The following is a 26,565-nucleotide window of genomic DNA, read 5'->3' on the forward strand; positions in this document are numbered from 1 at the left end:
GCCAGTCACGCAGAGCGCGTGCAACCGCAAATTTGGCTGAAATGCTGGCCGGACAGCGTAGTTTTGGAGGCCGCGCGTGGCCATCGTACGAAAAGCCAAGGGCAAGCGTGCAACCGTCCGGGTGTTACGGGTGACGTAACGTGTCACCCTGACCGTAACAGACGCCCCCGGATACGAAATTCTGCGCGAAATGGCGAACCGGATGAACGAAGCTGGCCGAGCGAACCCGCCGAACGAATCGGCCAAACGAATCGGCCAAACGAACCGGCCGCCAGTCCATGGCAGCCAGCCCGAATCCGGCGGAATCAGGTCACCGTGATGCGGTCGTCGATGACCCGCACCTGACCGCCGGTCTTGTCTTCCATGACCGCCATCACCTTGTGCCCCACCTGCAGGGTCACACCGCCATGGATGCGGCGGCCCACCGCGATCATGGCCTCGTCCGACGGCTTGATCTGTTCGGTCAGCTTCGCGATCTCGGCATCAAGCTCGAACAGGTCGCGATTGATCTTGTACATGGTGGCCCGCGCCTTCTCGCGGACGTCGCCCTGGGCGCGCTCCGGGTTCTTGGCAAAGAAGGCCACCAGTTGCTGCAGCTTGGCCTGGTCATCCAGCACCTTGCGGCGACGCGCTTCCAGCTCGGCCTTCTGCTGGTCCGCAAACGGGTTCAGGCCAACCTGCACGGCAGTGGCCGATCCCGCCGGGGCGCCCAGCGTTGCCACGCTGACCGATTGCAGCGCGCGCGTACGGCCGCCACTGATGCTGCCCTGGGACGTGGGCGTGCCTACCACCACGCGCTCGCCCGCCGACACGTCGCTCTGGCGGATGCCGCTTTCCACGACCACCTCGGTCGCCGCCTCGACAATCGCATTCTGGATGTAACGCGCATGCACCGCGCCCTTGGTGCGCACGCTGGCCACCTCGTTGGGGTCGCCGCCATGGGCCGAATCCGCCTTGCCGATGATGCCGCCCTTGACGATCACGTCGCCGCCAGCTTCCACATGGGCGGCCTCGATGGTGCCCTGCACCACCACGTCGCCCGTGACGCGCACCGACATGCCCGTGCGGATATCGCCCGACACGCGCAGCGAGCCATCGAAATTGACGTTGCCCGAATGCAGGTCCACCGCGTCCACGTCGACCACGGGGCTGACGATCACGCCGTTGGGCAGCACGCGCGGCGATCCGGCGATCACCGCCAGCAGCAGGTTCGGGTCGTTCGGGTCCGCGGCCACGCCGGTCAAGTCTGCCGCATAAGGCGTGTCGACCACGGGATCGGCGGCAATCGGCTTGCCCAGCACGTCCATGCCGTCCTTGCCAGACCTGGCAGGCGTGCGGCGCATCAGCGCCGTGCCGGGGTTCACCAGCAGCAGGCTGCCGAGGTCGCGCAAGTCAACGCGCTCGTCCTCGTTGTCCGCCTGTGCCGGCCGTTGCTGCTGCACCATGCTGTCGAAACGGGCCGTCTCGCCCTGCACGGGCGCCACGCCGCGTGCGATCTCGCGGCCTTCGCAACTGCCTGCCTCCAGGGCTACGCCGATGGCAGCCGAATCGAGCAGCGCCACCACGCCCATCGACGCCGCGGCGGCAGCGATATCGCTTTCGTCGATGGTGCGCCCGCCCTCGGGCGGCATCAGCGTCAGCAGCAGCTGCAGCTTGTCGGCGGAGATCTCCAGCTCGAAGGCGCCGTCCAGTACCGTGCCGATCACCGCATCGATTTCACGGTCGGTCAGCTGGCACTGGGTCAGGAATCCTGTCACGGCGGCCTGGTCCAGGCGCGCCCCCTGCCAGCCGTGCTCGGCCAGCGATGCTTCCAGCGCCGCCCGGTCCGGCGGCACCCGGCCGGTCTCTGGCGTAAAACACGCCCTTACCTGATCGCCCGGCTGGTTGAGTTCCAGGCGTAATCCCACGTCCGCGTTCATGGCTCCCCGCTTTCTCGTTCTGCATGGCGCCATGCCGGCTGGGGTTCGTGCCCCGGGTCCTTCCGCTTGGACGGCCGTACCTGCGCCAACTCTGCTTGTCGTGATCGAAGGTATAACGGCAAGCGGCAGAGTGAGCTTTAGCCCACAAAAGTGGGGTAGCCATGTTCTGGCGGTGGTTTGGCGGCGAATTCGGTAAACTGTCGACCTTTCCGAAGCATTCAAAGCCCCACCCTTTCCCGATGTCCAGCACCCACGAAGTCCGTCCCGGCCAGTCCATCGAGCTGCTCAAGGAACTCCATATCCTGACGCGCGACGGCAAGATGAACCAGGACAGCCGCCGCAAGCTCAAGCAGGTCTATCACCTGTTCCAGTTCATCGAGCCGCTGCTGCGCGAGGTCAAGGACGCCAAGGATGTCGTGTCGCTGGTGGATCACGGCGCGGGCAAGTCCTACCTGGGCTTTATCCTCTACGACCTGTTCTTCAAGGACCTGAAGGACATTTCGCATATCTACGGCATCGAGACGCGCGAGGAACTGGTCACCAGTTCTACCGCCCTGGCCGAGCGCCTGGGTTTTCCGGGGATGTCGTTCCTGAACCTGTCCGTGGCGGACTCGATCACATCGCCGGCGCTGCCGGAGACCATCGACGTTGTCACGGCGCTGCACGCGTGCAACACCGCCACCGACGACGCCATCCACTTCGCGTTGGCCAAGCGCGCGCAGCATATCGTGCTGGTGCCCTGCTGCCAGGCCGAAGTGGCCTCGGTGCTGCGCAAGCACAAGGGCCGCCTGCTGGCCGGCAATCCGATGACGGAAATCTGGCGCCACCCGCTGCACACGCGCGAATTCGGCAGCCAGCTGACCAACGTGCTGCGCTGCCTGCAGCTGGAAGCGCACGGCTATCAGGTCAGCGTGACGGAACTGGTGGGCTGGGAACACTCGATGAAAAACGAGCTGATCATCGCCCAGTACAAGGACTTGCCGCGCCGGCGCCCGGCCGAGCGGCTGCAACAGGTGCTGGAGTCCGTGGGGCTGGAGGAACTGGGCGAACGCTTCTTCACGTCCGCCACGGCCACGCCCACGTAAGTGGGCACGTGAGCCGGCGCGGGGATCGCCTCAGAGATCGCTCTTGCCCGCCATCCACTTGAGCCAGCCGGCGTGGCCAAGCTGGCGCAGGGTTTCCATGTTCCGCTCGTAGATGTCCTCGGCCTCGGGGAAGGCCTCCGCCGCACGGGCGATGCTGTCCTCGCGCAGCAGGTGCAGGATCGGATACGGCGCGCGGTTCGTGTAGTTCTCGATATCGTCCGGCGCCGTGCCCTCGAACTGGTATTGCGGATGGAAGCTCGCAATCTGCAGCATGCCTTCCAGCCGCAGGCTGCCGAGCAGCCGGTCCGCGAAATACAGGAAGTCGTTGTACGCCAGGAAGTCGGCCAGCGCATGCGGCACGATCAGCAGCGTGGTATCCACCTGCTCGGGATCGGCCTCGGCCAGCCCGCGCAATTCGCGCTCCAGGTCGTCCAGCACGTCCTCGTCACGCGTGGCCTGGCTGACCACATACCGTACCTGCCCCTTCACATGCACGCTCTTGGCGAACGGGCACAGGTTCAGGCCGATCACGGCGCGCGTGAGCCAGTGGCGTACGTCGGCAACGACGCGGTCGTCTTCCGGGCGGGCGGCCTGCTCCGTCATGGTCACTGCCCGTTCGCGATGTGCAGCGCCACGGCCTCGGCCACTTCGATGCCGTCGATGGCCGCCGAATAGATGCCACCCGCATAACCGGCGCCCTCGCCGGCCGGATACAGGCCGCGCACGTTGATGCTCTGGTAGTCGTCGCGATTGCGACGAATGCGCAGCGGCGACGACGTACGCGTCTCCACCCCCGTCAGCACGGCATCGTGCATGGCAAACCCGGCAATCTTCTTGTCGAGTTCCGGCAGGGCCTCGCGGATGGCGTTGATGACGTAGTCCGGCAGCGACGTGCTCAGGTCGGTCGGCGTTACGCCCGGCTTGTACGACGGTTCGACGGAACCCAGCGACGTGGACGCGCGTCCGGCAATGAAATCGCCCACGAGCTGGCCCGGCGCGCGATAGTCGCTACCGCCCAGTTCAAACGCTCGCTCTTCCCACTTTCGCTGAAATGCGATGCCCGCCAGCGGGCCGCCGGGGAAGTCCTCCTCCGGCGTGATGCCCACCACGATGCCCGCGTTGGCGTTGCGCTCGGCGCGGTAATACTGGCTCATGCCGTTCGTGACCAGGCGCCCCGGCTCGGACGCCGCCGCCACCACGGTGCCGCCCGGGCACATGCAGAAGCTGTACACGGCACGGCCGTTGCTGGCGTGGTGCACCACCTTGTAGTCGGCGGCGCCCAGCAGCTTGTTGCCCGCGAACTTGCCAAAGCGGCTGCGGTTGATCAGGCCCTGCGGGTGCTCGATCCGGAATCCCAGCGAGAACGGCTTGGCCTCCATGAACACGCCCCGGTCATGCAGCATGTGGAACGTGTCACGCGCGCTGTGTCCCACGGCCAGGATCACGTGGTCGCACGCCAGGTAGTCGCCGTTGGAAAGCTTCAGGCCGCGCACCTGGCCGTTGTCGATGTCGAAATCGTCCACGCGCGTCTCGAAGCGGATCTCCGCGCCCAGTTCCAGCATTTCGGCGCGCATCTTCTCGACCATGCTCACCAGCCGGAACGTGCCGATGTGGGGCCGCGCCTTGTACAGGATGTCCTCCGGCGCGCCGGCGCGCACGAACTCTTCCAGCACCTTGCGGCCGTAGTGCTTCGGGTCCTTGATCTGGCTGTACAGCTTGCCGTCCGAGAACGTACCCGCGCCGCCCTCGCCAAACTGCACGTTCGATTCGGGGTTCAGCACGCTCTTGCGCCACAGGCCGAACGTGTCCTTGGTCCGTTCGCGCACTTCCTTGCCACGCTCCAGGATGATCGGGCGGTAGCCCATCTGCGCCAGCAGCAGGCCGGCCAGCAGGCCGCACGGCCCCAGGCCGATGACGACCGGACGCGACTTCGGGCCGCCTTCGGGCGCCCTGGCCACGAAGTGGTAAGCCATGTCCGGCGCCACGCTCCAGTTCGGTTTGGCACCCATGCGCTTGACTGCCGCGGCCTCGTCCTTGACCTCGATGTCGATGATGTAGGTCAGCTTGATATCGTCGCGCTTGCGGGCATCGTGCGCGCGGCGGAACACCGTAAATCCGACAAGGCCGTCGCCCTTGACACCGATCTGGGCCAGATGGCTGCGCACGGCAGCCTCGAGGTCGCTCTCGACGTGGTCGAGCGGCAGTTTGACTTCACTGAGACGTAGCATGGGGTACCGATTCTTCTGCGGCCTGGATGTCTGGTGGCCGGGCGTTACCCAGCAGGAGGCCAGAACGGCCGAGCCGCGATTTTAGCAGCGACCACAGCCCCGGGCGCGCCGCCGGCGTCATGATCCGCAACTGCACCGGCCCCCGCGCCACCAGCTGGTGCCAGCCTGCCGTATCCATCACACGGACACCCCCGGCGCACATGTTCCGCGGCACCTGGCACATCTGTTCGGCCAGCCAGCGCGGCGCGCCCGCCACGACCACCCGACCCTGCTGCACATGCACCACGGCGCCGGCCTTCAGGTGCAGCGTCAGGCACTGGCCGGAAGCCAGGACGATGGTCTGGACGCCTTCGGAAAGGATCTCTGGGGATGACATGGCGGCACTCCTTCACAAATGAAAAACGTGCCACCAGCGTATCGGCGCGCCCGCCAGGCCAACAGGCACAAGCGTTTGCGCCCCCGACCAGAACAGATGCGAAACTTTGGCGCTGTTACGATACAGCGGCGTACCATCTGTATCTGTTCCAACCGTCGCGCACGCGCGATGATGCCGCCATGTCTATCGTTGCCTCAGCGGTTGCCCCCGCCGCCCGCCCCACCCCACCGTCTTCGTCCGGCCCGCTCTACCAGCAGCTGGCGGGCCACTATCGCCAGGCGATCTCGGCGGGCACGCTGGTGCCTGGCGATCGCATGCCGTCGGTGCGGGCGTTGATGGGGCTGCACGCCGTGAGCCTGTCCACCGCGCTGCAGGCGTGCCGCGAACTGGAAGCCGCGGGCCTGCTCGAAGCGCGGCCCCGTTCGGGCTACTTCGTCTGCGCGCCGGCGCAGCCGGCCCTGGCACCCATCGAGGAGCCCGTGCCCGGCCTGCCGGACCCCGCGCAGTACGTGGGCATCCACCAGCGTATTTCGGCCATCCTGGCGCGTAGCAAGCAGCACCGGATCAACCTTGGCGGCGCCTGTGGGGCGCCCGAGCTGTACCCGACCGATGCGCTGCGCAACGCCGCCGTGCGCGCCTTGCGCCGCTACCCGGAACTGTTCGGCACGTCGGTCGAGTCCGATGGCCACCCGGCCTTTCGGGCCGCGCTGGCGCGTCACGCGCTGCGGTCGCGCATCAGCGTGTCGCCCGAGGAAATCGTGGTCACGCACGGCGCCACCGAGGCGCTGACCTTGGCCCTGCGCGCGGTGGCCGGCCCCGGCGATGTCATCGCCGTGGAATCACCTACCTATTACGGTCTGTTGCAGATCCTGGAAAGCCTGGGCATGCGAGCGCTGGAGATCCCGTGCAGCCCGCAGACCGGCATCTCGCTCGAGGCGCTGGAACTGGCCGCCCAGACCTACGCCAATATCAAGGCCGTTTGCGTGGTGCCGAACCTGCAGAATCCGCTCGGATGCGTCATGCCCGACGCGCACAAGCAGCGGCTGGTGGCGTGGTGTGCCGCACGCGGCCTCGCCATGATCGAGGACGACTGCTGCTCGGCCACGTTCGACGACGATGCGCCGCTGTCGGCAGCCAAGTCGTGGGACACCACTGGCACGGTGATCCATTGCGCGTCGCTGCACAAGGTGCTGGCCCCCGGCATGCGGCTGGGCTGGATCACCGCCGGCAAGTGGCAGGCCCGCGTGGAGATGCTGAAGTTCGGCCTGTCGCGGCCCAACGAGACACTGGCCCAGATCGCGGTGGCCGAGTACATGGGCACCGGCGCCTTCGACCGCCACCTGCGGCGGCTGCGCACCCAGTTGCGCGTGCAGCGCGAATGGGTAGCGCAGAAGGTGGCCACCACCTTCCCGGCCGGCACGCGGCTCACGCTGCCGCGCGGCGGCCTGCACCTGTGGGTGGAAATGCCCGGCGGCGTGTCGTCCGAGGCGGTGTTCGAGCAGGTGCTGGGCGACGGCATCCGCGTGATGCCGGGCGCCATGTTCTCGAACTCGAACCGGTTCAACCATTTCCTGCGGCTGAACTGCGGCAACCTGCGGACGCCGGAACTCGAACGTGCGCTCGACACCGTGGCCGCGGCGGCACGCAGGCTGGCTGGCTGACTGGCGCCGGAAGCTGGCGGGATCCCCAGCCGGCGTGTGGCGTACACGGACCACACCGCACCCCAGCCACATCGTCGTTTCCTTAGATTTCTCCCCACAAGCGGCGCGCGCTCGCCTATCCTAGTGCGCGGTACGCCATCCATCACAAAAAGGGAGAACAACTTGGGGCACGCAACCGCCGCCGCGCGGCTCGACAACGACGATCAGACCCTGTTCCAGCTGGCGCCCGTGTCGCTCTGGCTGGAAGACTTCAGCGCGGTGCGCCAGGCGTTTGAACAACTGCGAGCCGATGGCGTGACCGACCTGCGCCGCCACCTGCGCGACAACCCCGCCGAAGTGGCGCGCTGCTCGGCGCTGATCCGCGTGCTGGACGTGAACCAGCGCACGCTGGACCTGTTCCGCGCCGGCGATGTAGCCGACCTGGTGGCCAACCTCGACAGCGTCTTCCGCGACGACATGTTCGACCAGCACGTGGAAGAACTGGGCCAGCTCTGGGACGGCGGCAACCATTTTTCCAGCCAGACCGTCAACTACACGCTGGACGGCGAACGGCTCGACATCCGCCTGGAAGCCACGGTGATGCCCGGCCACGAGACCGACTGGTCGCGCGTGCTGCTGTCGATCGAGGACATCACGGCCCGCGTGCGCACCGAGCGCGACCTGCGCCGCGCCCAGCAGTATGCGGTCGGCCTGTTCGAGCATTCGCCCGTGTCGCTGTGGGTGGAGGACTTCAGCGCCGTCAAGATGCTGCTGGACGAAGTGCGCGCGGCCGGCATCACGGATTTCCGTACCTTCCTGAACGTGCATCCCGATTTTGTGTCGCGCTGCATGCAGGAAATCCGCGTGCTCGACGTGAACCAGCAGACGCTGACGATATTCGGCGCGCCGAGCAAGGAAATCCTGCTGTCCCGCCTGGGTGACGTGTTCCGCGACGACATGCGCATCCACTTTGCCGAGCAGCTGATCGACCTGTGGCACGAAAAGCTCTGGCAGCAACGCGAGGTCATCAACTACGCGCTGGATGGCCGCTCCGTGGACGTCTTCATGCAGTGGTCGGTGTTTCCGGGCCACGAGAACGACTGGGACCAGGTGCTGGTGTCGCTGACCGACATCACCGCGCGCAAGAAGGCCGAGGCCTATGTGGAATTCCTGGGCAAGCACGACGTGCTGACCAAGCTCTACAACCGCGCCTATTACGAGGACGAACTGGCGCGCCTGGGCCGCAAGGGCCCGTGGCCGGTCAGCGTGGTCGCCGTCGACCTGAACGGCCTGAAGTCGATCAACGACCAGTTTGGCCACGGCGATGGCGATGCGCTGCTGCGCCGCACGGGCGAGGTGCTGAAGAAGGCCGTGGGCGAGCAGGCGTGCGTGGCGCGCATTGGCGGCGACGAGTTCATGGTGCTGCTGCCGGGCCGCGACGAGCGCGGTGCGGCAACCGTGGTCGAGCAGATCCAGGAAGTGGTGGGCCTGAACAACCAGTTCTATCCTGGCGCGCGGCTGTCGTTCTCGATTGGCGCGGCCACCTGCACCCAGGGCGACCGGCTGACCGACACGGTGAAGCTGGCCGACCATCGCATGTACGAGGCCAAGCGGGCGCACTACGAGGAACTGGGCAACGAGCGGCGGCAGCGGGAATCCGATCGCGCCGACGGCTGACGGCTGAGGACGGAAATCGTGGACGAAAAAAAAACCGGCAGGTGACTGCCGGTTTTTTTGTTTGCCACGCTGCCGCCCGATCAGGGGATCGGGGGTTCAGCGGATCACAGGAACACGATCAGCGCCACGCCGCCGATGATCAGGCCGAACTTGGTCACGTAGTACGCACTCTTGTTCCAGGCCTTGAAGCGACGGCGATACTGGCCGCCCAGCCACACGAAGCGGAACAGCTTGTTGATCGCGCCAGTCTGGTCGTTTTCGTCGTTCGGCGAGCTGGCAGCCGTCATCACCTTGCGGCCCATCCAGTGGTTGACCGCCGCGGCCCAGCGATAGCGCATCGGACGCTCGATATCGCAGAACAGGATCAGGCGGTCTGTCTCGCTCTTGTTCTCGGCCCAGTGCAGATAGGTCTCATCGAACACTACGCCCTGGCCGTCGCGCCAGCTGTGGCGCTCGCCGTCCACTTCGATGAAGCAGCGGTCGTCGTTCGGCGTGGACAGGCCCAGGTGGTAACGCAGCGAACCGGCGAACGGATCGCGGTGCGGATTGAGCTTGCCGCCCGGCGGCAGTTCGGCAAACATCGCCGCCTTGACCGACGGCATCTCGCGCAGCAGCGCCACGGTGTTCGGGCACAGCGTTTCGGCCGACGGATGCTGGGCCTCGTACCACTTCAGGTAGAACCGCTTCCAGCCATACTTGAAGAACGAGTTGAAGCCTGCGTCATCGTTCTTGTCGGCAGCCTTGATCTTGCGCATCGCGACCAGGGCCAGGCCCTCATCGCGAATCTGCGGCCACGCGGCACGCAGTTTCTCCAGTTCAGGAAAACGGTCGATACCGATGTACGGCGTGCGCGGCACGCCCGAGAACATGTACATGAAGCAATTGACCGGCGCCACCAGTGCCGAATGGTCAAGCACCTGGCGCATGAACGGCAGCCTGACCTTGCCGCGGAAATGCACATACAGGATCGCCCCCACGTAGGCGGCGACGATTATCCATTTGATCACCCGACATCCCTCCAGGACAAACCCCGCCCCCGGCGTGACCGGATGGCCGTCAGCGACGGCATGGGAGCGGAAAACGCGCTATTTTAGCCAAACAGCGACGCTCACGCATCGTGTGATGCATGAGCCTCACCAAAGGCGGGCGCGTTCAGGGCTTGCCGCGCGACTGCCGGGCAATGCGGTCAATCAGCACGCGGGCATCCTCCGCCTTGCCCTGCAGGGTCAGAAGCCGGGCATTGAGCACGATGTTTTCCAGCACCAGCTTGGCCGTCGACGCCCAGAGCGTGGCCAGCAGCGCCTCCTGCGACAGGCCCGAAGTCTCCAGTTCGGTGGAGCGCTCGGCAATGATCTTGCAGGCCAGGGCGCGCAACTTCTCGTCATCGAAGGGCAGGTTCGCGTAGTCGATGGGATCGGCCTTTTCCACCTCCACCATCAGTTGCAGCAGCATATCTTCGGTCATCGGCACACTCCTGGGGGCTTGGGGATTCGGTCAGTCAGTCACGGTCATACGCGGAAGTCGGCGGCCATGTCGGCATCGGTGCGCGCCTCGAGCCGGCCCGAGCGGCACGCCTTGACGAAGGCGTCGTAGTCGCGCTCCACCTGGTCGGCATAGGCGTTGGAATAGGCAACCAGGGATTCGGCCATGCGGTCGTTGCTGCCCAGGTAGCCGCTGACCTCCGCCGCCAGCCCGCCGGCCTTGGCATGGGCACGCGCGAGGACCCACCCGCACACGCGGGCATAGGCCGACAGCACGTTGACGTCCATCAGTTCGATGTCGGCCGAAAACTTCATGTCGCGCAACTGCCGGATATAGAAATGGCGCGCAAACGGCCCCTTCGACCAGCCCAGGAAGAGATCGCTGGCGGCCTGCATCAGGCGCTGCCCCTCCACCACGCGGCGCCCTTCGTGCGAAACCGCCGCCGACTTGAAATAGCGCGCCACCACCGACTTGGTGGCCTCCTTGACCTGGAGGAACAGCGGCTTGCCATGGCTATCGATCATCAACTGGATCAGACAGCGCGTGCCGACGCTGCCTACGCCCACCACCTTGAAGGCCATGTCGTGCAGCTTGAAGTGCGACAACAGTTCGCGGCGGTCGCGGGCCAGCGTGGAAACATAATCGCTAAAGCACTTCTCGACGATTTCGCGCGGATTGTCGACGGCAAGCCAGTCATCCTTGGCATTGAACAGCGTCTGCGCCCCGCGCACGTGGAACACGGCGGGCGGCGCGTCAAGAATGCGCCAGCGTTCGCCATCGTGTTCGGAAAGCTTCGGCAGCAGGGTTTCATGCGTGCGCTCCGCCGCGCGCTCCATGGCACGCCGGACCCGCTTCTGGATATCGGGATCGTCCGTGCTGTCCAGCAGGCGCTCGAACGTGATGCGGTCGTACCAGGTCTCCAGGATGCCCATCTCCGCATACTCGGCCATGCGCTCGCGGTAGCTGGTGACCACCTCGAAGACGAGGTGGTCGGCGGCCTCGGTGCCATGGCGCAGATGGCGCGCCGCCACCACGAAGCTGGCGGTCAGACGCTTCAGGTCCCATTCCCATGGGCCTGGACTGGTTTCATCGAAATCATTGACGTCGAACAGCAGCGCGCGCTCTGGCGTAGCGAATCCGCCAAAATTCGACAGGTGGCAATCGCCGCAGATCTGGTGGATCAACCCCGTGTTGGAGGTGCCGGCCAGGTCATGTGCCTGGATGATGGCGCTGCCACGATAGAACGTGAAAGGCGACGCGATCATGCGCCCGTAGCGCAGGGGGATCAGGCGCTCTACCCGCCCGGCGCTGCTTTCCTGCAGCAGGCGAACCGGGTCGCGATCGACATTGCCGATCGACTCATGCGCGCGGCGCGGCACCTTCTGTCGCAACGCCCTGCCATGCTCCAATCGCTTTTCCAGCTCTGCCACGTTTTCCACACTTGCCTCCACGCCCAGCGGGCCCAGGACAACGTTAGATTTTGTGCAGCATATGCAACCACGCTAAGACAACCGCAACAGCTTGTCAATTTGACACCGTACATGGCCGAAAGCGACGTCTACGCCATCATGCAGCGCCTTCATCACATGTGAGCGTGCGCGGAGAGAAAATCAGACGCGAGCCTACAAAACCGTCACAACTATCCGTGTAAGCTGTGGTCTCAATTTCGCATCGCCAACGAGAAGAGCAGCATTCATGACCAAGCGATTTCTTGCTGCCATGCGTCAATACGTGTGGTTCAAAGGGGTAAAGCACCATGTGGTCCAGGGCGTCGAAGCACTGGCCGACCTGCTGAAATCCCCGTCTGTCGCGGCCCGTGCAGTGGCCGCCATCGTGTCCGAAACCGAACACGGCGTGCAGGTATGGGTATCCTATTTCGGCAAGCCGATGGACCCGCATACCAACTACGTTCTGTGGCCGACCCGCGCGCTGAAACCCGCGCGACGACGCATCGTGGCGCCGCCGCAGTTGCCGCCGCGCTTTTAAGCCGCGCCGGTCGAGGACCCCTTCCGATATTCCGATTTCAGTGTTTTCGTTGCACGCCAAGGAGCCGCCATGCCCGAACCGCAACATGATGAAGCACTGGTCAACACCTTTCTGGAGCGCGTGTCGGCCTTGTCCGTCAGCGCTTTCGACGGCGCCGACGTGAACCAGGAACTGACACAGGTGATGAACGAGGCCGCGCGCGCATGCGGCGCAGGTGGCAATCTTGCCGTCCTCACATCCCGACTCAAGGCGCGCGCCGAAGCTGCCGACCGCGAAGGCCAGCCGCAAGTACGCGATACGTTCGTTCGCGCTGCGTCGTTGATCAAGAGCTGATTTTCTGGCTGTCCATGGGGGCCGCGTTGAACGGGCCTGGACTGCGAGAGAAGAAGACTGTGGAAGGCAGAAAAACAAAAGGGCTACACATCATGTGTAGCCCTTTTGAGTATCTGGTTGCGGGGGCAGGATTTGAACCTGCGACCTTCGGGTTATGAGCCCGACGAGCTGCCAGACTGCTCCACCCCGCGTCTGAAGAAAAAGATTATGCAACAATCTGGGGCGCATGGCAAGCGTTTTATGCACCACGACGAAAAAAGCCGCTGACGGCATGCCGTGAGGCCTGCCCCAAGATCCATTGCGCAATCTACGCGATACGTCGCAGCGGCTTCGCCGCGTCGACTTCCAGGTCCTTCACCGCTTGCGACACGAAGCGGTTGACGTGATCGAGCGCCTCGAGCTTGGTATCGAACGGCTGACGCGGAAACGGATTGTGACGCCCCATCAGAACCTCGCCATCCTTGCGACGAATGATTTCGATCATGATGGCCCACTTGTCCTTGGGCAGGATGATCACTTCGTAGACGATCTTTAATCCATCGTATTCGGGCATGGCGCGCTCCTTTTTCTAACTGCTGGCGCGCACCGCGGCGCGCCTCAGTCCCAGACTAGGAGCCATCCCCCGATCCACGAATGATCTGGATCAAGTCAAAACCAATGAAGCCGGAATCGGCCTGTGATGCGCCATTGCACGCATCGCAAGGAACTTTGCAGCAGGGCGCGGCCGGACGCCCCAGGCTATTGCGCCGGGCCGACCAGCTTGTCGATCAACGCATAGGCTGCCGCAAATGCCGCGACTTCCGCCGCGTGCCGCGTCGCGAAGACATGTGCGCCACTGGCAAGTCGCTCGGTGTCCCCGGCATCGGCAGGGTCCATGCCCTCTTGCGCCACGCGCACTTCGTACCCCCAAGTCTGCGTATCGCGCACGGTGCCCGCCACGGCATCGTGATTCGATGTCACAAGCACATACGCATCCATGCCGCGATAGCCCTCCACGCGCCAGTCTTCCTGTTGCATGTGTTGCCTCCGTGTGTAGCGATCAGGATTGAGGTTGGAGCCAGCCAGCGCGCAGGTGTTCCGGCCGCCCGTGCATACAGCATAGACAGCGAACATAGCGCGAAGGAAACGAAGGGAGGAAAGACGAGAGACCCGCGGAGCGACAAGGCGGGAGAGGGAATGAAAAAAGGGCTTCCGTTTCCGGAAGCCCTTTTTTCGTATAGGTTGGCGCGGCTGGCAGGATTCGAACCCACGACCCCTTGGTTCGTAGCCAAGTACTCTATCCAACTGAGCTACAGCCGCAACCGAGAAAAGAGATTATATAGAAGTTTTCAGTTTTGTGAAGCCCCCTCACGCATTTTTTTCATCGGCGGGGGTCGAGGAGCGCAACTTCCTATAATTGAAGCCTCATGAAGTGATCCGGAACATGAACAAGGCATTTGTCAAAGAGTCGTCCAACGATGACGACGAAGATCTTCCCGAAGGCGCGACCCCGCTGCCCGCCGGCACCAAGAACTACATCTCCGCCGCCGGCTACAAGCGACTGCGCGACGAACTGATGCATCTGATCGATGTGGATCGGCCGGACATCGTGCAGATCGTGTCATGGGCGGCGTCCAACGGCGACCGCTCGGAAAACGGCGACTACCTCTATGGCAAGAAGCGCCTGCGCGAGATCGATCGCCGCATCCGCTTCCTGACACGGCGGCTCGACAAGGCCGAGGTGGTGGACCCATCGCTACAGGGCGACAACGACCAGATATTCTTCGGCGCCACGGTCACGTACGCAAACCAGGCAGGCGAAGAGACCACGATCACGATCGTCGGCATGGACGAGGTGGATCTGGACAGCAACCACGTGAGCTGGATTTCACCGATCGCCAAGGCGCTGATCAAGGCGCGCGAGGGCGACACCGTGCCGCTGCGCACGCCGGCCGGCATCGAACAGATCGATATTCTGGAAGTGAAATACCCGGCGAAAACCGTGCAGTAGCGAAGTGGACGCCAGGATCGTTTTCCTGGCGCCTCTTAACCGTCGTTCCGGTCGCGGAAGATCCGGATCACATCCGGATTCCGGCGCAGCGCGCGCATGACGTTGGCCAGGTGCAGACGGTTTTGCACCTGGAGCACGAACTGCATGTAGGTGGCTTCCTGATGCCCCGCCACCTGCTGCTGCTCCATCGCCACGTGCGCAACGTTGGCATCGGCGGCGGTCAGGTCGGCAGCCACGCGGGCGACAATGCCCTTTACGTTGCGCACCATGACCTTGATCGACACATCGAACGCGCGCGTCGTCTTCTTGGCCCACATGACCTCGATCCAGTGCTCGGGGTCCTTGCTGTGCAGGCGCTTGGCCACCTTGCAGTCCTGCACGTGGATCTGCAAGCCTTCGCCCTTGCCCAGATAGCCGACGATCGAGTCGCCCGGGATCGGACGGCAGCACGCCGAGAAGATCATCGACATGCCTTCGTCGCCGGTGATCGGCACGGCCGGGGCTTCCTCGCCGGCGAACGTCTGCACTGCTGCCAGCAGCGCGCTGTCCACATCGCCGGACAGCTCCTGCAGCAGGATCTCCATGCGGCGTGCCACCACGGCCGGCACGCGTCGGCCCAGCGCCAGGTCGGCGAAGATGTCTTCGCGCAGCTTGTTGCCGGTCCACTGGATCATGCGCTCCCACACCGACTGCGGCACCGCCTTCAGATCGATGCCAAGCTGGCGCGCGGACTGGTCCAGCAGGCGTTCGCCCAGCTGGATGGCTTCGTCGAGCTTGGTGGTCTTCAGGTAGTGGCGGATCGCCGCACGCGCCTTGCCCGTGCGCACGAACGCCAGCCACGCCGGGTTCGGCTTCGAGTACGGCGCCGTCACCACCTCTACGATATCGCCGCTCTTGAGCTCCGTGCGCAAGGGCAGCAGCTCGTTGTTGATCTTGACCGCCACGCACTGGTTGCCCAGGTCGCTATGCACCGCGTACGCGAAGTCCAGCGCCGTGGCGCCACGCGGCAGCGCGCGGATATGGCCCTTGGGCGTGAACACGTAGACGGCATCCGGGAACAGGTCGATCTTGACGTGCTCCAGGAACTCCTGCGAATCGCCAGTCTGGCTCTGGATATCGAGCAGCGACTGCAGCCACTGGTGGGCCTGTTGCTGGATATCGTTGGCATGGTCGGCCTGATGCTTGTACATCCAGTGCGCGGCCACGCCCGCTTCGGCAATCTGGTGCATGCCGCGCGTGCGGATCTGGAATTCCACCGGCGTGCCGAACGGACCCACCAGCGTCGTGTGCAGCGACTGGTAGCCGTTGATCTTCGGAATCGCGATGTAGTCCTTGAACTTGCCCGGCATCGGCTTGTACAGGCCGTGCAGCGCGCCCATCGCCATGTAGCAGTGCATCTGCGTTTCCACGACCACGCGGAAGCCGTAGACATCGAGCACCTGCGAGAACGACAGCTGCTTGTCGTGCATCTTGCGATAGATGCTGTACAGCGTCTTCTCGCGGCCCGACAGTTCGGCCACGATGCCAGCATCGCCCAGCGCGCCTTGCGCTGCCTCAAGAATGCGCCGGACCACCTCGCGACGATTGCCGCGCGCGGCCTTGACGGCCTTCTCCAACGTGGCGTAGCGGAAGGGGGATCCAACCTTGAACGACAGCTCCTGCAGTTCGCGGTAAATCGTGTTGAGACCCAGCCGATGCGCGATCGGCGCGTAGATCTCCATCGTTTCCAGCGCGATCCGGCGCCGCTTTTCCGGCGGCACGAAATCGAGCGTACGCATGTTGTGCGTGCGATCGGCCAGTTTGACCAGGATCACCCGCACATCGCGCGCCATCGCCAGCAGCATCTTGCGGAAACTTTCCGCCTGCGCCTGCTCGCGGCTCTGGAATTCGAGCTTGTCCAGCTTGGTCAGGCCATCGACCAGTTCCGCGACCTTGGGCCCGAATTTCTCAGCCAGCTCGCTCTTGGTGATGCCCTGGTCTTCCATCACGTCATGCAGCAACGCCGCCATGATGGACTGCACATCGAGCTTCCAGTCGGCGCACAGCTCGGCCACGGCCACCGGGTGCGTGATGTACGGCTCGCCGCTCTGGCGGTACTGCCCCAGGTGCGCCTCGTCCGAAAACTGGAAGGCCTCGCGCACCACCGCCTGGTCAGCCGGCTTCAGGTAAGCCAGCTTCTCCATCAGCCGCGCGATCGAGATGACCTGCTGCCGCGGCGGCACCGCCGGCTGCGACGTCGGGCCAAAGAAGTGACGGTATGACTGCGCCAGCACGGCGTCGATGAACAGATCGCCGCCCCGCGTGGCGGGCACGGTGCCAGCCACGGGTTCGGCTACCAGTTCATTGGCCAGCGCCGCACGCGCCTTGCCCTGCTGCATCGGGGGCACGACGGCACGCTCGCCGACGACGTTGTCGCCGAGCGGATCGGGCAGATTGGGAGCACCGGTACGGGCTGTCACGGGAGGAAGTCCGGGACGCTTACGGCCGGCAGGCGCGGAAGGCGCCGGAGGCAGGGATGTGGAAACCGGTACGACACCGGGCAGCGGTGCGCCGGGCGCCACAGGCGTGGCGACCGCACCGGCCGGTGCCGGCACGGCGCCAGGACGCTTCGTCGTCGGCAATGCACGCGAAAACCCAACCCCGGCGTTGGCCGGGGGAGCAATGGCGGGATCGGTCGGCGACGAAGGCATGGCAGCCCCTGGAATTCAACCGGATGCGCGGCGGGATGCGTACGCACGCGAAGCATGAATGAACCACGGGCCGCCCTGGCAATCAGGTCGGTACCTTCTTCAGCATCTCGATGCCCACCTGGCCGGACGCGATCTCGCGCAGCGCCACCACAGTGGGCTTGTCCTTGGCCTCGACCTTGGGGGTGTGGCCTTGCACGAGCTGACGTGCTCGGTAAGTCGCCGCGAGCGCCAGCTCGAAGCGATTCGGGATGTGTTTCAGACAATCTTCGACGGTAATACGCGCCATATCAAATCCACCTTGGGATAAAACCTGTTCGACAGGCCGGTATTTTACAGCACGCCGCCGGAACCTTCCGGCAACGTGCCTGTAATCAATGAATGCCGAGCTCGATAAACAGCTCGGCGTGACGGGCCTTCTGCGACGAAAACCGCAAACGGGTCGCGTGAACGACGTTCTGGAGCTGCTTCAGCGCGTCCTCGAACACCTCGTTGATGATCACGTAATCCGACTCCGAAGCATGGGCCATTTCGCTACCCGCTGCCAGCAGCCGGCGCACGATCACGTTCGGCTCGTCCTGGCCACGCTTTTTGAGGCGATCTTCCAGCGCGGTCAGCGACGGCGGCAGGATGAAAATCTCCATGGCGTTGGAAAAGCGCTTGTGAACCTGCTGCGCGCCCTGCCAGTCGATCTCCAGCAGCACGTCGTTGCCCTGGGCCATCTGCTGCTCGATCCAGACTTGCGAGGTGGCGTAGTAGTTGCCATGCACTTCGGCCCATTCCAGGAATTCGCCGCGATCGCGCGCGGCACGGAATTCCTCGACCGTGGTGAAGTGGTACTCGCGACCGCTCTGCTCGCCGGGGCGCGGCTTGCGGGTGGTGTGCGAGATCGACAGGCGGATGGACTTGTCCTGCGCCAGCAGCGCGTTGACCAGCGTGGATTTGCCGGCCCCGGACGGTGCCACCACCATGAACAGGTTGCCCGGATAGGCGGTATCGATGGCGGTGTGGGTGGTGTCGCTCATGATCTTATTCGAGGTTTTGAATCTGTTCGCGCATCTGCTCGATCAGGAGCTTCAGCTCCATCGACGCATCGGCGAGTTCCTTGGCGGCGGCCTTCGAGCCCAGCGTGTTGGCCTCGCGGTTGAGCTCCTGCATCATGAAATCCAGGCGCTTGCCGACCTGGCCGCCCTTCTTCAGGATATGCCGGGTTTCGTTGAGGTGGGCCTGCAGACGCGACAGCTCTTCGGCAATGTCGATGCGGATGCCGTACACCGTGGCTTCCTGGCGGATACGCTCGGCCACCTCTTCGCGGGTCATCGACGGCATGCCGTTCGGCGCGGCCAGGTTGAAGGCTTCCTGCAGGCGTTCGGTCAGCTTTTCCTGATGGTGGGCGATCAGCTGGGGGATCGTCGGCGTCAGGCGCTCGACGATGGCCAGCATGGCGTCGATACGCTCCTCCAGCGTGGCCTTGAGCGCGGCGCCCTCGCGGCTGCGGGCCTCCAGCAGTTGCTTCAGGGCCTCGCGTGCGGCGCCGGTCACGGCCTCCCGCAGGGATTCCTGCGACAGCTCAGGCTCCACGAGCACGCCCGGCCAGCGCAGGATCTCGCCCATGCGCATGGTGCCGGCGTTGGCAAACGTGGCCGTCACCGTCGATTCCAGGGCGCGGATCTGGTCCAGCAGCCCCTGGTTCAGCGCCAGCGTGGCGCCGCCGGTGTCGGTGCGCTGCAGGTTGATACGGCATTCGAGCTTGCCGCGCGACAGCTCGCCCATCAGCATTTCGCGCAGGGCCGGCTCGAAGGCGCGGCATTCTTCCGGCGCGCGGAACAACAGGTCGAGAAAACGCGAATTGACAGTGCGGAATTCCACGGAAACCGAAGCCGTGCGGCCGCTGGGTTCGCCCTGGGCGTTGGTCAGCGGTGCCTGGCGGGTAGCCAGGCCATAGCCTGTCATGCTGTGGATCATCGTCGTTTATCTCGCGAAAGAGTCGAAAATTCAGGATTCGGTACGAAGCCGGGGCCGGCGGCCCGGCCAGCGCGGCCGTGCAGGCGGTAAATCGCCCGAAAAATCAATGGGAAAGCGGTGGTCGGAAAGCGCGGAGTTTTGGCAACAGTCCCCGCTAATGATTTCTTTACAAGTGACCGATTAGACCGGAGAATCCGGGAGCAAATGAGGTCCCGAATCCTATGACAGAGTCCAAGGGCGCCAACCAGACCAAGAGCGCGCCGCTCCCTATCGGCACGCTGCTTGCCAACTACCGTATTGTAAAGAAGTTGGCCAGCGGGGGGTTCAGTTTCGTCTACCTTGCCACCGACGAGACCGGCGCACCGGTTGCCATCAAGGAATACCTGCCGTCTTCGCTGGCCCGCCGCAGCCCCGGCGAGCTGATTCCGGTCGTCCCTGACGAGAACGCTGCCTCATTCCGCCTAGGCCTGAAGTATTTCTTCGAGGAAGGCCGTTCGCTGGCGCGTATCTCGCACCCGAGCGTGGTTCGCGTGGTGAATTTCTTCCGCGAGAATTCCACGGTCTACATGGTGATGAACTACGAGCTGGGCAAGACGCTGCAGGAGCATATCCTGCAGGCCCGGCAGCAAGGCAAGCCCAAGGTGCTGCGCGAGCGCTTCATCCGCAAGGTCTTCCACGACCTGATGAGCGGTCTGCGCGAAGTGCATATTCACAAACTGCTGCACCTGGACATCAAGCCCGGCAACATCTACCTGCGCGAGGACGAATCGCCGATCCTGCTGGATTTCGGCGCCGCCCGGCAGATCCTGACCATGGAAAACGCGCGCTTCCAGCCGATGTACACCCCCGGCTTCGCGGCGCCCGAGCTCTATGGCAAGCATTCCGACCTGGGCCCGTGGACCGACATCTACAGCCTGGGCGCCACGCTGTACGCGTGCATGGCCGGCATGCCGCCGCAGGAGGCCAACCAGCGCGAGAAGGACGACCGCATGGCCGAATCCTTCACGCGGCTGCGCGCCACCTACACCAACGGCCTGGTCGATCTGGTCGAGTGGTGCCTGCGCCTGACGCCGTCCGAACGGCCGCAAAGCGTGTTCCGGCTCCAGAAAGAGCTGCGCGACCAGAGCAACGCGCTGGGCGAGCAATCGGCCGCCGCGGCGGCCAGCGCCCCGCCGGCGGGGCCGGCGAACGAACGCCTCAATGCCACCAGCCGCTTCATGACGCTGCTGCGCCGCCGCGAAGACAAGAACATCGACAAGCCGACCGCCGCAAAGCCCGTTCACGCCGAAGAAACCGGCCGAAGCGGCGACTAACGCACGAACCCGACACGAATTACCGCAATGCGATTCTCCGTCTACCAGGAAAGCCGGAAAGGCGGCCGCCGGATCAACCAAGACCGCATGGGCTACTGCTTCACACGCGATGCCCTGCTCATGGTCCTGGCCGACGGCCTTGGCGGCCATGCCTTTGGCGAAGTCGCCGCACAGCAGGCGCTGCAGACGCTGGCCCGCCAGTTCCAGTCGCAGGCCCGCCCATCGATCCGCAACCCCGCAGACTTCCTGCAGGACACGATCATGCTGGCGCACCGCGAGATCCATCGCTACGCCGAAGCCAACAAGCTGGCCGATGTGCCCCGTACCACGGTGGTCTGCTGCCTGATCCAGAACGGCCAGATCCACTGGGCCCACGCCGGAGACTCCCGCTTCTACCTGATGCGTAAGGCGGCCCTGCTGACGCGCACGCGCGACCACTCCAAGATCGAGAATCTGCTTCAGCAGGAACGCGTGCTGCCCATGGAAGTGGCCAACCACCCGGAGCGCAACAAGCTCTACAACTGCCTGGGGTCGCCCAACCTGCCGCTGATCGATATCGGCGGCCCGGTGCGGCTGGAGCCGGGCGATGTGGCGCTGCTGTGCTCGGACGGTCTCTGGGGCGTGCTGGACGAAAAGGTCATTGTCGACAAGGTGACCCACCTGTCGGTGGTCCACGCCATCCCCGACCTGATCGAGCAGGCGCTGGCCAATGCCGGCGAAGGTGCCGACAACACCACAGCCATCGCCATGATGTGGGAAGCCGACGCCACCGTGCCCAACGAGGAGGCGGTGATGACGGACACGCTGCCGCTGAACGCCTTCACGACGTCGATCCTCGAACGCACCGGCACCGAGACCGACCTGCTGTCCGAGGAAGAAATCGAACGCTCGATCGCGGAAATCCGCGCAGCCATCGACAAGACGTCCAATTTGATGCGTTGACGGCACCGGGGGACACCGGCAGGCGCACGATGCGCCCGCCGGCGTTAGAATCGCGGTCTTACCGATTCCAACGAAAGATTCCCCATGCGACCCAGCGGACGCGCGGCCGATGCGCTGCGACCTATCAGCCTGACCCGTCACTACACCCGCCACGCCGAAGGCTCGGTGCTGAGCGCCTTTGGCGATACCAAGGTGCTGTGCACGGCCAGCGTGCTGGCCAAGGTGCCGCCGCACAAGAAGGGCAGCGGCGAAGGCTGGGTCACGGCCGAATACGGCATGCTGCCCCGTGCCACGCACACGCGCTCCGACCGCGAGGCCGCACGCGGCAAACAGACCGGCCGCACCCAGGAAATCCAGCGACTGATCGGCCGGGCCATGCGCTCGGTGTTCGATCTGGCCGCGCTTGGCGAATATACGATTCACCTCGATTGCGACGTGCTGCAGGCCGACGGCGGCACGCGCACGGCCGCCATCACCGGCGCCTTTGTGGCCGCCCATGATGCCATCAGCACCATGCTGCGCGAAGGCGTGATCCAGACCAGCCCGATCCGCGACTTCGTGGCGGCGGTGTCGGTCGGCATGGTCGATGGCGTGCCGGTACTGGACCTCGACTACGCCGAGGACAGCACATGCGACACCGACATGAACGTGGTGATGACGGGCAGCGGTGGCTTCGTCGAAGTCCAGGGCACGGCCGAGGGTGCGCCCTTCAGCCGCGCCGACCTCGAAGCCATGACGCGCTTGGCCGAAGCTGGCATCGCCGACCTGGTGCGCCACCAGAAGCAGGCGCTTGGCCTCTGAAACGCGGGAGGGATTGACGATGCAACGCCTGGTCCTGGCCTCCAACAACGCCGGCAAGGTGCGCGAATTCAGTGCGCTGCTGTCGCCGCTCGGGTTCAACGTCGTGCCGCAGGGCGACCTGGGCATTCCTGAAGCCGAAGAGCCGTTCGTCACGTTCGTGGAGAACGCGCTGGCCAAGGCACGCCACGCCAGCCGCCTGGCGGGCATGCCGGCGCTGGCCGATGATTCGGGCATCTGCGTCGACGCCCTCGATGGCGCGCCCGGTGTCTATTCGGCCCGCTACGCGCAAATGGTGGGCAAGCCGAAGTCCGATGCCGCCAACAACGCCCACCTGATCTCGCAGCTGGCCGGCAAGCTGAACCGCCACGCCCACTACTACTGCGTGCTGGTGCTGGTGCGCCATGCCGACGATCCGCGCCCGATCATTGCCGAAGGCACCTGGGCGGGCGAAGTCGTGGACGCCCCGCGCGGCGCGGGCGGATTCGGCTACGACCCGCACTTCCTGCTGCCCCGGATCGGCAAGACCGCGGCCGAACTGAGCGCGGACGAGAAGAACAACATCAGCCATCGCGCGCTGGCCCTGCAGGGGCTGGTGGCACGGCTGCAGGCAGCGAGTCTCAAGGTAGGCGCATGATCCCGATCATTCCCGCCGGCAGCAGCAAGCCGGCTGACGTGTCGCCGGCCGGCAACCAGCAACTCTGGCTCAAGCCGGGCCAGATCGCCCTGCCCGGTTCGCCGCCACTGTCGCTGTACGTCCATATCCCCTGGTGCGTGCGCAAGTGCCCGTATTGCGATTTCAACTCGCATGCGGCACCGGGCAAGAACGACAGCCACGACATCCCCGAAGACATCTATCTCGATGCGCTGCGCGCCGACCTGGAGCAGTCGCTGCCGCTGGTGTGGGGCCGACCCGTGCATACGGTGTTCATTGGCGGCGGCACGCCCAGCCTGCTGTCGGCAGCGGGCATGGACCGCCTGCTGTCCGACATCCGCGCGCTGCTGCCGCTGGACGCCGATGCCGAGATCACGATGGAAGCCAACCCAGGCACGTTCGAGGCCGAACGCTTCGCGAGCTACCGGGCCAGCGGCATCAACCGGCTGTCGATCGGCATCCAGAGCTTTGACGACCGGCACCTGCAGGCGCTGGGACGCATCCATGGCGAGCGCGAGGCGCGGGCGGCGATCGACATCGCGCTGAAGCACTTCGACAACGTCAATCTGGACCTGATGTACGCCCTGCCCGGCCAGACCATCGACGAATGCGTGCGCGATCTGGAAGCGGCGCTGTCCTATGGCACCACGCACCTGTCGCTCTACCACCTGACGCTGGAGCCGAACACGCTGTTCGCGAAGTATCCGCCGGCCCTGCCCGACGAGGACATCGCCTACGAGATGCAGGACATCATCGAGGCCCGTACGATGCAGGCAGGCTTTCGTCACTACGAAACGTCGGCCTATGCCCAGCCGCACCGCGAAGCCAAGCACAACCTCAACTACTGGCGTTTCGGCGATTACCTGGGTATCGGTGCCGGCGCGCACGGCAAGCTGTCGTTCCCGAACCGTATCCTGCGCCAGATGCGCCACAAGCATCCGGCCACCTATATGGAACAGGCCATGGCCGGCAATGCCGTGCAGGAAGTCCGCGAAGTGGGTGCCGACGAGCTGCCGTTCGAGTTCATGCTCAACGCGCTGCGGCTGACCGATGGCGTGCCCGCGTCGAGCTTCCATGACTACACCGGTCTGCCCTTGCACACGATCAGCAAACAGCTGGCCGCGGCGGAAAAGAAGGGCTTGCTCGAAGCGGACCCCACCACGATCAAGCCGACTGAACTGGGGCGCCGATTCCTCAATGACCTGCAGGAGATGTTCCTGAAGGATTAGGCTCGACGTAGTATTTCGACGATACCAAAGCAAAAGCGCCACACCCTCGACAGGTGTGGCGCTTTTGCTATGTGACCGCGATTGCGGCGGCGACTGGGATTGCGGCGGCGACTGGGATTGCGGCGATCAGTACGGCGTCGCCATGTCGTTGGCCACGCGTGCGCGGTCGCCCACGCGCAGGTTGCCCAGATTGCTTTGCGTCACCGTGGCCATGCGGCCATCGTCAAGCCGCACGTTCACGCGGTACGCCGTCGACGTATTGCTGCCTGCGCGCTTCTCGATCTGGTTGCCCGCCACGGCGCCACCCACGGCACCCACGATCGTGGCCGCGGTCTGACCGCGCCCGCCGCCGACCTGGTGGCCCAGCAGGCCGCCTGCCGCGCCGCCGATCACGGTGCCCAGCAGGCCCGAGCTGCCCTGCGTCGACTGGATTGGCTCGATCGACTCCACGCGTCCGGTAAATACCGAGCCGGTCGGCGCCTGGTAGCTGTTGGTGCCCGGCTGCTGATAGGCCTGCGGAGGCGGGGCCGTGTTGTAGTTGCCATAGCCGCCATAGCCCGGCTGCGCGCAGCCGGCCAGACCGGCAGCCAGCGCCAGTGCGCCCAGGCTACCAAGCGCCAGCCACGACCTGGAAGTGTCCTTGTTGTCCTTGTGTTGTTCCTGCATGAGCAATTCTCCTCTAATAGCTGATTGAGGCTGTTTGAAGGGTCAACCCGCGAAGCACACGCGCAAAGCGGGCCAATAAATCGACCCTCCTAGGAACCTTACAGCGCCAACATGGTTCCGCGCTGTCCGACAAACACCGACAATTTCGCCAGCGCCTGTCGCATTCCGGCCGACGCCATCCCGCACAGGCCAACCATGCCACCTGGCATGTGCATGACAAGCAGCGCCCTGCCCGACGCTGTGACCTTGTATAATGCGCGGCCGGGCATGGCGGATGACACGCCGCCGCGCCCGGCATCCAACCCGAAAGGAAGCGTGGCCGAGTGGTTTAAGGCAGCAGTCTTGAAAACTTTCGTAGGAAGCGTGGCCGAGTGGTTTAAGGCACTGGTCTTGAAAACCAGCGACGGGCAACCGTCCGTGAGTTCGAATCTCACCGCTTCCGCCAATAAAAACAAGCATTTAGGGCCACGTCGGCTGCCTAGGTGCGCGGACAATATCGAACGAAGAGCCCCCCGCACTGGGGGGCTCTTTGCTTGGCGCATGGACTCGTGCCGTAAGCAGAACGTAAGCGGCAGCGCAACAGACTGTCTACGATCCCCGACACGCTCCGACCGTCCCTTGGGAAGCCTGCCGAGCTCGTGTAAATTCTTGGAAGCAGTGCCCCATCGGGAGCAGCGCGCGAAACCACAACAAGCTATGAATCAGACGATCGACACCGTTCAGCCCGCTGAGCAAACCGTAAGCTCAGAAACTGCCGCACAGGCGAGATTTGAAACCCTTCTAGCGGCCCTTGGCTCTCCGTACGCTCGCGGCGAGCGGCACGCCATCTACAACGGCGATTGCCTCGACCTGCTAGCCAGCATTCCAGCGCACAGCCTGGACCTGACGTTCACTAGTCCTCCGTACAACATCGGAAAAGAGTACGAGGACGTCCTCCCCGTAGAAGCCTATATCGACTGGTGCGGGCGGTGGATCAATGAGGTACATCGCGCAAGTCGGTCAGACGGCGCGTTCATGCTAAATGTGGGGTACGTATCGCTCGAAGGGCGAGCAAAGTCCATTCCGATTCCCTACTTGCTCTGGGATCGAGTTCCTTTCCTACTACAACAGGAAATCGTGTGGAATTACGGCGCGGGTGTAGCTGCCCGCAAGTTTCTGTCGCCACGCAATGAAAAACTGATGTGGTACGTCAAGAGTGCCGACAACTATTGTTTCAACTTGGATGAAATTCGCGACCCCGATGTCGCGTACCCCAACCAAAAGAAGAAGGGCAAACTTCGCTGCAACACCATCGGCAAAAATCCGTCTGACGTGTGGCAAATCGCCAAAGTGACATCGGGCCAGGGACGTGCATCGAAAGAGCGCACGCCCCACCCCGCACAGTTCCCGCTTGATCTCTGCGAGCGCGTTATCAAAGGTTTTTCGCCCACGGATGGCATCGTGCTTGACCCCTTCCTCGGATCGGGCTCCACAATTGATGCATGTCTGCGCTGGGGACGCTACTCAATAGGCTTTGAGGTTCGCGAAGATTACTGCGCCATAGCAGCAGAGCGGATTGAAGATTCCCTTCGACAATCCACGTCACTATTTTAAT

The 26,565-nt window shown here is 64.4% G+C and carries 27 protein-coding genes and 3 tRNA genes; 14 read left to right on the forward strand and 16 right to left on the reverse strand.

Annotation, left to right across the window (positions count from 1 at the left end; all coding sequences use genetic code 11):
• Positions 1-305: 305 nt before the first annotated feature.
• Positions 306-1,919 carry a DUF342 domain-containing protein gene (locus CYJ10_RS20655; protein ID WP_101683326.1) on the reverse strand — a complete coding sequence of 538 codons (1,614 nt, stop codon included), beginning with the start codon at positions 1,917-1,919 and terminating at the stop codon, positions 306-308.
• A gap of 239 nt (positions 1,920-2,158) precedes the next feature.
• Here CYJ10_RS20655 and CYJ10_RS20660 point away from each other — a divergent pair, with 239 nt between their 5' ends.
• Positions 2,159-3,004 (forward strand): class I SAM-dependent methyltransferase, encoded by an 846-nt coding sequence (locus CYJ10_RS20660; protein ID WP_101683417.1) that lies wholly within the window; start codon positions 2,159-2,161, stop codon positions 3,002-3,004.
• Positions 3,005-3,034: 30 nt separating this feature from the next.
• Here the strand turns inward: CYJ10_RS20660 and CYJ10_RS20665 are convergent, their stop codons facing one another.
• The 3 genes from CYJ10_RS20665 to CYJ10_RS20675 are packed head-to-tail and all read right to left on the reverse strand — an operon-like array spanning position 3,035 to position 5,608.
• A complete protein-coding gene (locus CYJ10_RS20665) occupies positions 3,035-3,607 on the reverse strand; it encodes a DUF1415 domain-containing protein (RefSeq protein ID WP_101683327.1) in 573 nt (190 codons plus the stop codon).
• Between the two features lie 2 nt (positions 3,608-3,609).
• On the reverse strand, positions 3,610-5,232 hold the full coding sequence (locus CYJ10_RS20670; RefSeq protein ID WP_101683328.1) for an NAD(P)/FAD-dependent oxidoreductase: 1,623 nt from the start codon (positions 5,230-5,232) through the stop codon (positions 3,610-3,612).
• Positions 5,216-5,608: a hypothetical protein gene (locus CYJ10_RS20675; RefSeq protein ID WP_101683329.1), complete on the reverse strand. Its 393-nt coding sequence runs from the start codon at positions 5,606-5,608 to the stop codon at positions 5,216-5,218. The genes CYJ10_RS20670 and CYJ10_RS20675 overlap by 17 nt, the downstream gene beginning before the upstream one ends.
• Before the next feature lie 179 nt (positions 5,609-5,787).
• Between CYJ10_RS20675 and CYJ10_RS20680 the strand changes: the two genes are divergently transcribed.
• Entirely contained in the window at positions 5,788-7,269 is a 1,482-nt protein-coding gene (locus tag CYJ10_RS20680; RefSeq protein ID WP_101683330.1) for an aminotransferase-like domain-containing protein, read from the forward strand.
• Positions 7,270-7,431: 162 nt separating this feature from the next.
• Entirely contained in the window at positions 7,432-8,925 is a 1,494-nt protein-coding gene (locus CYJ10_RS20685; RefSeq protein WP_101683331.1) for a sensor domain-containing diguanylate cyclase, read from the forward strand.
• A 104-nt stretch (positions 8,926-9,029) separates the two neighbouring features.
• On the opposite strand, the gene lpxO is transcribed toward CYJ10_RS20685, so the two are convergent.
• From lpxO to CYJ10_RS20700, 3 genes are all read right to left on the reverse strand, one after another.
• The gene (gene lpxO, locus CYJ10_RS20690; protein ID WP_101683332.1) at positions 9,030-9,932 is read right to left on the reverse strand and encodes a lipid A hydroxylase LpxO; all 903 of its coding nucleotides are present in this window, start codon (positions 9,930-9,932) and stop codon (positions 9,030-9,032) included.
• A gap of 145 nt (positions 9,933-10,077) precedes the next feature.
• Complete coding sequence (locus CYJ10_RS20695; RefSeq protein ID WP_101683333.1) at positions 10,078-10,389, reverse strand: hypothetical protein; 312 nt, start codon at positions 10,387-10,389, stop codon at positions 10,078-10,080.
• Positions 10,390-10,433: 44 nt separating this feature from the next.
• Entirely contained in the window at positions 10,434-11,846 is a 1,413-nt protein-coding gene (locus tag CYJ10_RS20700; RefSeq protein WP_101683334.1) for a DUF2252 domain-containing protein, read from the reverse strand.
• A gap of 256 nt (positions 11,847-12,102) precedes the next feature.
• On the opposite strand from CYJ10_RS20700, the gene CYJ10_RS20705 reads away from it, so the two are divergent.
• Positions 12,103-12,393, forward strand: coding sequence for a hypothetical protein (locus CYJ10_RS20705; RefSeq protein WP_101683335.1), 291 nt, complete (start codon positions 12,103-12,105; stop codon positions 12,391-12,393).
• A 69-nt stretch (positions 12,394-12,462) separates the two neighbouring features.
• Positions 12,463-12,726 (forward strand): hypothetical protein, encoded by a 264-nt coding sequence (locus tag CYJ10_RS20710; protein ID WP_101683336.1) that lies wholly within the window; start codon positions 12,463-12,465, stop codon positions 12,724-12,726.
• Between the two features lie 114 nt (positions 12,727-12,840).
• Here CYJ10_RS20710 and CYJ10_RS20715 read toward each other — a convergent pair.
• From CYJ10_RS20715 to CYJ10_RS20730, 4 genes are all read right to left on the reverse strand, one after another.
• Positions 12,841-12,917, reverse strand: a tRNA-Met gene (locus CYJ10_RS20715).
• 116 nt (positions 12,918-13,033) lie between these two features.
• Entirely contained in the window at positions 13,034-13,279 is a 246-nt protein-coding gene (locus tag CYJ10_RS20720; RefSeq protein ID WP_101683337.1) for a hypothetical protein, read from the reverse strand.
• A gap of 185 nt (positions 13,280-13,464) precedes the next feature.
• On the reverse strand, positions 13,465-13,743 hold the full coding sequence (locus CYJ10_RS20725) for a hypothetical protein (RefSeq protein WP_101683338.1): 279 nt from the start codon (positions 13,741-13,743) through the stop codon (positions 13,465-13,467).
• 205 nt (positions 13,744-13,948) lie between these two features.
• Positions 13,949-14,025: transfer RNA gene (locus CYJ10_RS20730), tRNA-Arg, on the reverse strand.
• A 124-nt stretch (positions 14,026-14,149) separates the two neighbouring features.
• Between CYJ10_RS20730 and greB the strand changes: the two genes are divergently transcribed.
• Positions 14,150-14,716 carry a transcription elongation factor GreB gene (greB, locus tag CYJ10_RS20735; RefSeq protein ID WP_101683418.1) on the forward strand — a complete coding sequence of 189 codons (567 nt, stop codon included), beginning with the start codon at positions 14,150-14,152 and terminating at the stop codon, positions 14,714-14,716.
• A 35-nt stretch (positions 14,717-14,751) separates the two neighbouring features.
• On the opposite strand, the gene CYJ10_RS20740 is transcribed toward greB, so the two are convergent.
• From CYJ10_RS20740 to CYJ10_RS20755, 4 genes are all read right to left on the reverse strand, one after another.
• A complete protein-coding gene (locus tag CYJ10_RS20740; protein WP_101683339.1) occupies positions 14,752-17,175 on the reverse strand; it encodes a RelA/SpoT family protein in 2,424 nt (807 codons plus the stop codon).
• Between the two features lie 313 nt (positions 17,176-17,488).
• The gene (rpoZ, locus tag CYJ10_RS20745; RefSeq protein ID WP_006578656.1) at positions 17,489-17,692 is read right to left on the reverse strand and encodes a DNA-directed RNA polymerase subunit omega; all 204 of its coding nucleotides are present in this window, start codon (positions 17,690-17,692) and stop codon (positions 17,489-17,491) included.
• Positions 17,693-17,777: 85 nt separating this feature from the next.
• Positions 17,778-18,428, reverse strand: a complete 651-nt coding sequence (gene gmk / locus CYJ10_RS20750; protein WP_101683340.1) for a guanylate kinase — start codon at positions 18,426-18,428, stop codon at positions 17,778-17,780.
• A gap of 4 nt (positions 18,429-18,432) precedes the next feature.
• Positions 18,433-19,368, reverse strand: a complete 936-nt coding sequence (locus CYJ10_RS20755) for a YicC/YloC family endoribonuclease (protein WP_101683341.1) — start codon at positions 19,366-19,368, stop codon at positions 18,433-18,435.
• On the opposite strand from CYJ10_RS20755, the gene CYJ10_RS34205 reads away from it, so the two are divergent.
• The 6 genes from CYJ10_RS34205 (at position 19,355) to hemW (ending at position 24,305) form a co-directional block, all read left to right on the forward strand.
• Positions 19,355-19,552, forward strand: coding sequence for a hypothetical protein (locus tag CYJ10_RS34205; protein ID WP_180863007.1), 198 nt, complete (start codon positions 19,355-19,357; stop codon positions 19,550-19,552). The two genes, CYJ10_RS20755 and CYJ10_RS34205, sit on opposite strands and share 14 nt — an antisense overlap.
• Before the next feature lie 37 nt (positions 19,553-19,589).
• Complete coding sequence (locus tag CYJ10_RS20760; RefSeq protein ID WP_101683342.1) at positions 19,590-20,681, forward strand: serine/threonine protein kinase; 1,092 nt, start codon at positions 19,590-19,592, stop codon at positions 20,679-20,681.
• 27 nt (positions 20,682-20,708) lie between these two features.
• The gene (locus tag CYJ10_RS20765; RefSeq protein WP_101683343.1) at positions 20,709-21,623 is read left to right on the forward strand and encodes a PP2C family protein-serine/threonine phosphatase; all 915 of its coding nucleotides are present in this window, start codon (positions 20,709-20,711) and stop codon (positions 21,621-21,623) included.
• 84 nt (positions 21,624-21,707) lie between these two features.
• Positions 21,708-22,424 (forward strand): ribonuclease PH, encoded by a 717-nt coding sequence (gene rph / locus CYJ10_RS20770; RefSeq protein WP_101683344.1) that lies wholly within the window; start codon positions 21,708-21,710, stop codon positions 22,422-22,424.
• Between the two features lie 19 nt (positions 22,425-22,443).
• The gene (gene rdgB / locus CYJ10_RS20775; RefSeq protein ID WP_101683345.1) at positions 22,444-23,058 is read left to right on the forward strand and encodes an RdgB/HAM1 family non-canonical purine NTP pyrophosphatase; all 615 of its coding nucleotides are present in this window, start codon (positions 22,444-22,446) and stop codon (positions 23,056-23,058) included.
• On the forward strand, positions 23,055-24,305 hold the full coding sequence (gene hemW / locus CYJ10_RS20780) for a radical SAM family heme chaperone HemW (RefSeq protein ID WP_101683346.1): 1,251 nt from the start codon (positions 23,055-23,057) through the stop codon (positions 24,303-24,305). The genes rdgB and hemW overlap by 4 nt, the downstream gene beginning before the upstream one ends.
• A 126-nt stretch (positions 24,306-24,431) precedes the next feature.
• Here the strand turns inward: hemW and CYJ10_RS20785 are convergent, their stop codons facing one another.
• Positions 24,432-24,971 carry an outer membrane lipoprotein gene (locus CYJ10_RS20785; protein ID WP_101683347.1) on the reverse strand — a complete coding sequence of 180 codons (540 nt, stop codon included), beginning with the start codon at positions 24,969-24,971 and terminating at the stop codon, positions 24,432-24,434.
• A gap of 357 nt (positions 24,972-25,328) precedes the next feature.
• Between CYJ10_RS20785 and CYJ10_RS20790 the strand changes: the two genes are divergently transcribed.
• Together CYJ10_RS20790 and CYJ10_RS20795 are read left to right on the forward strand one after the other, a co-directional pair.
• A tRNA-Ser gene (locus CYJ10_RS20790) sits at positions 25,329-25,416 on the forward strand.
• 251 nt (positions 25,417-25,667) lie between these two features.
• Positions 25,668-26,564, forward strand: coding sequence for a DNA-methyltransferase (locus tag CYJ10_RS20795; RefSeq protein WP_101683348.1), 897 nt, complete (start codon positions 25,668-25,670; stop codon positions 26,562-26,564).
• Position 26,565: the final 1 nt, after the last annotated feature.

It is taken from the genome of Cupriavidus pauculus (assembly GCF_002858765.1).
GTDB lineage: Bacteria > Pseudomonadota > Gammaproteobacteria > Burkholderiales > Burkholderiaceae > Cupriavidus > Cupriavidus pauculus_B.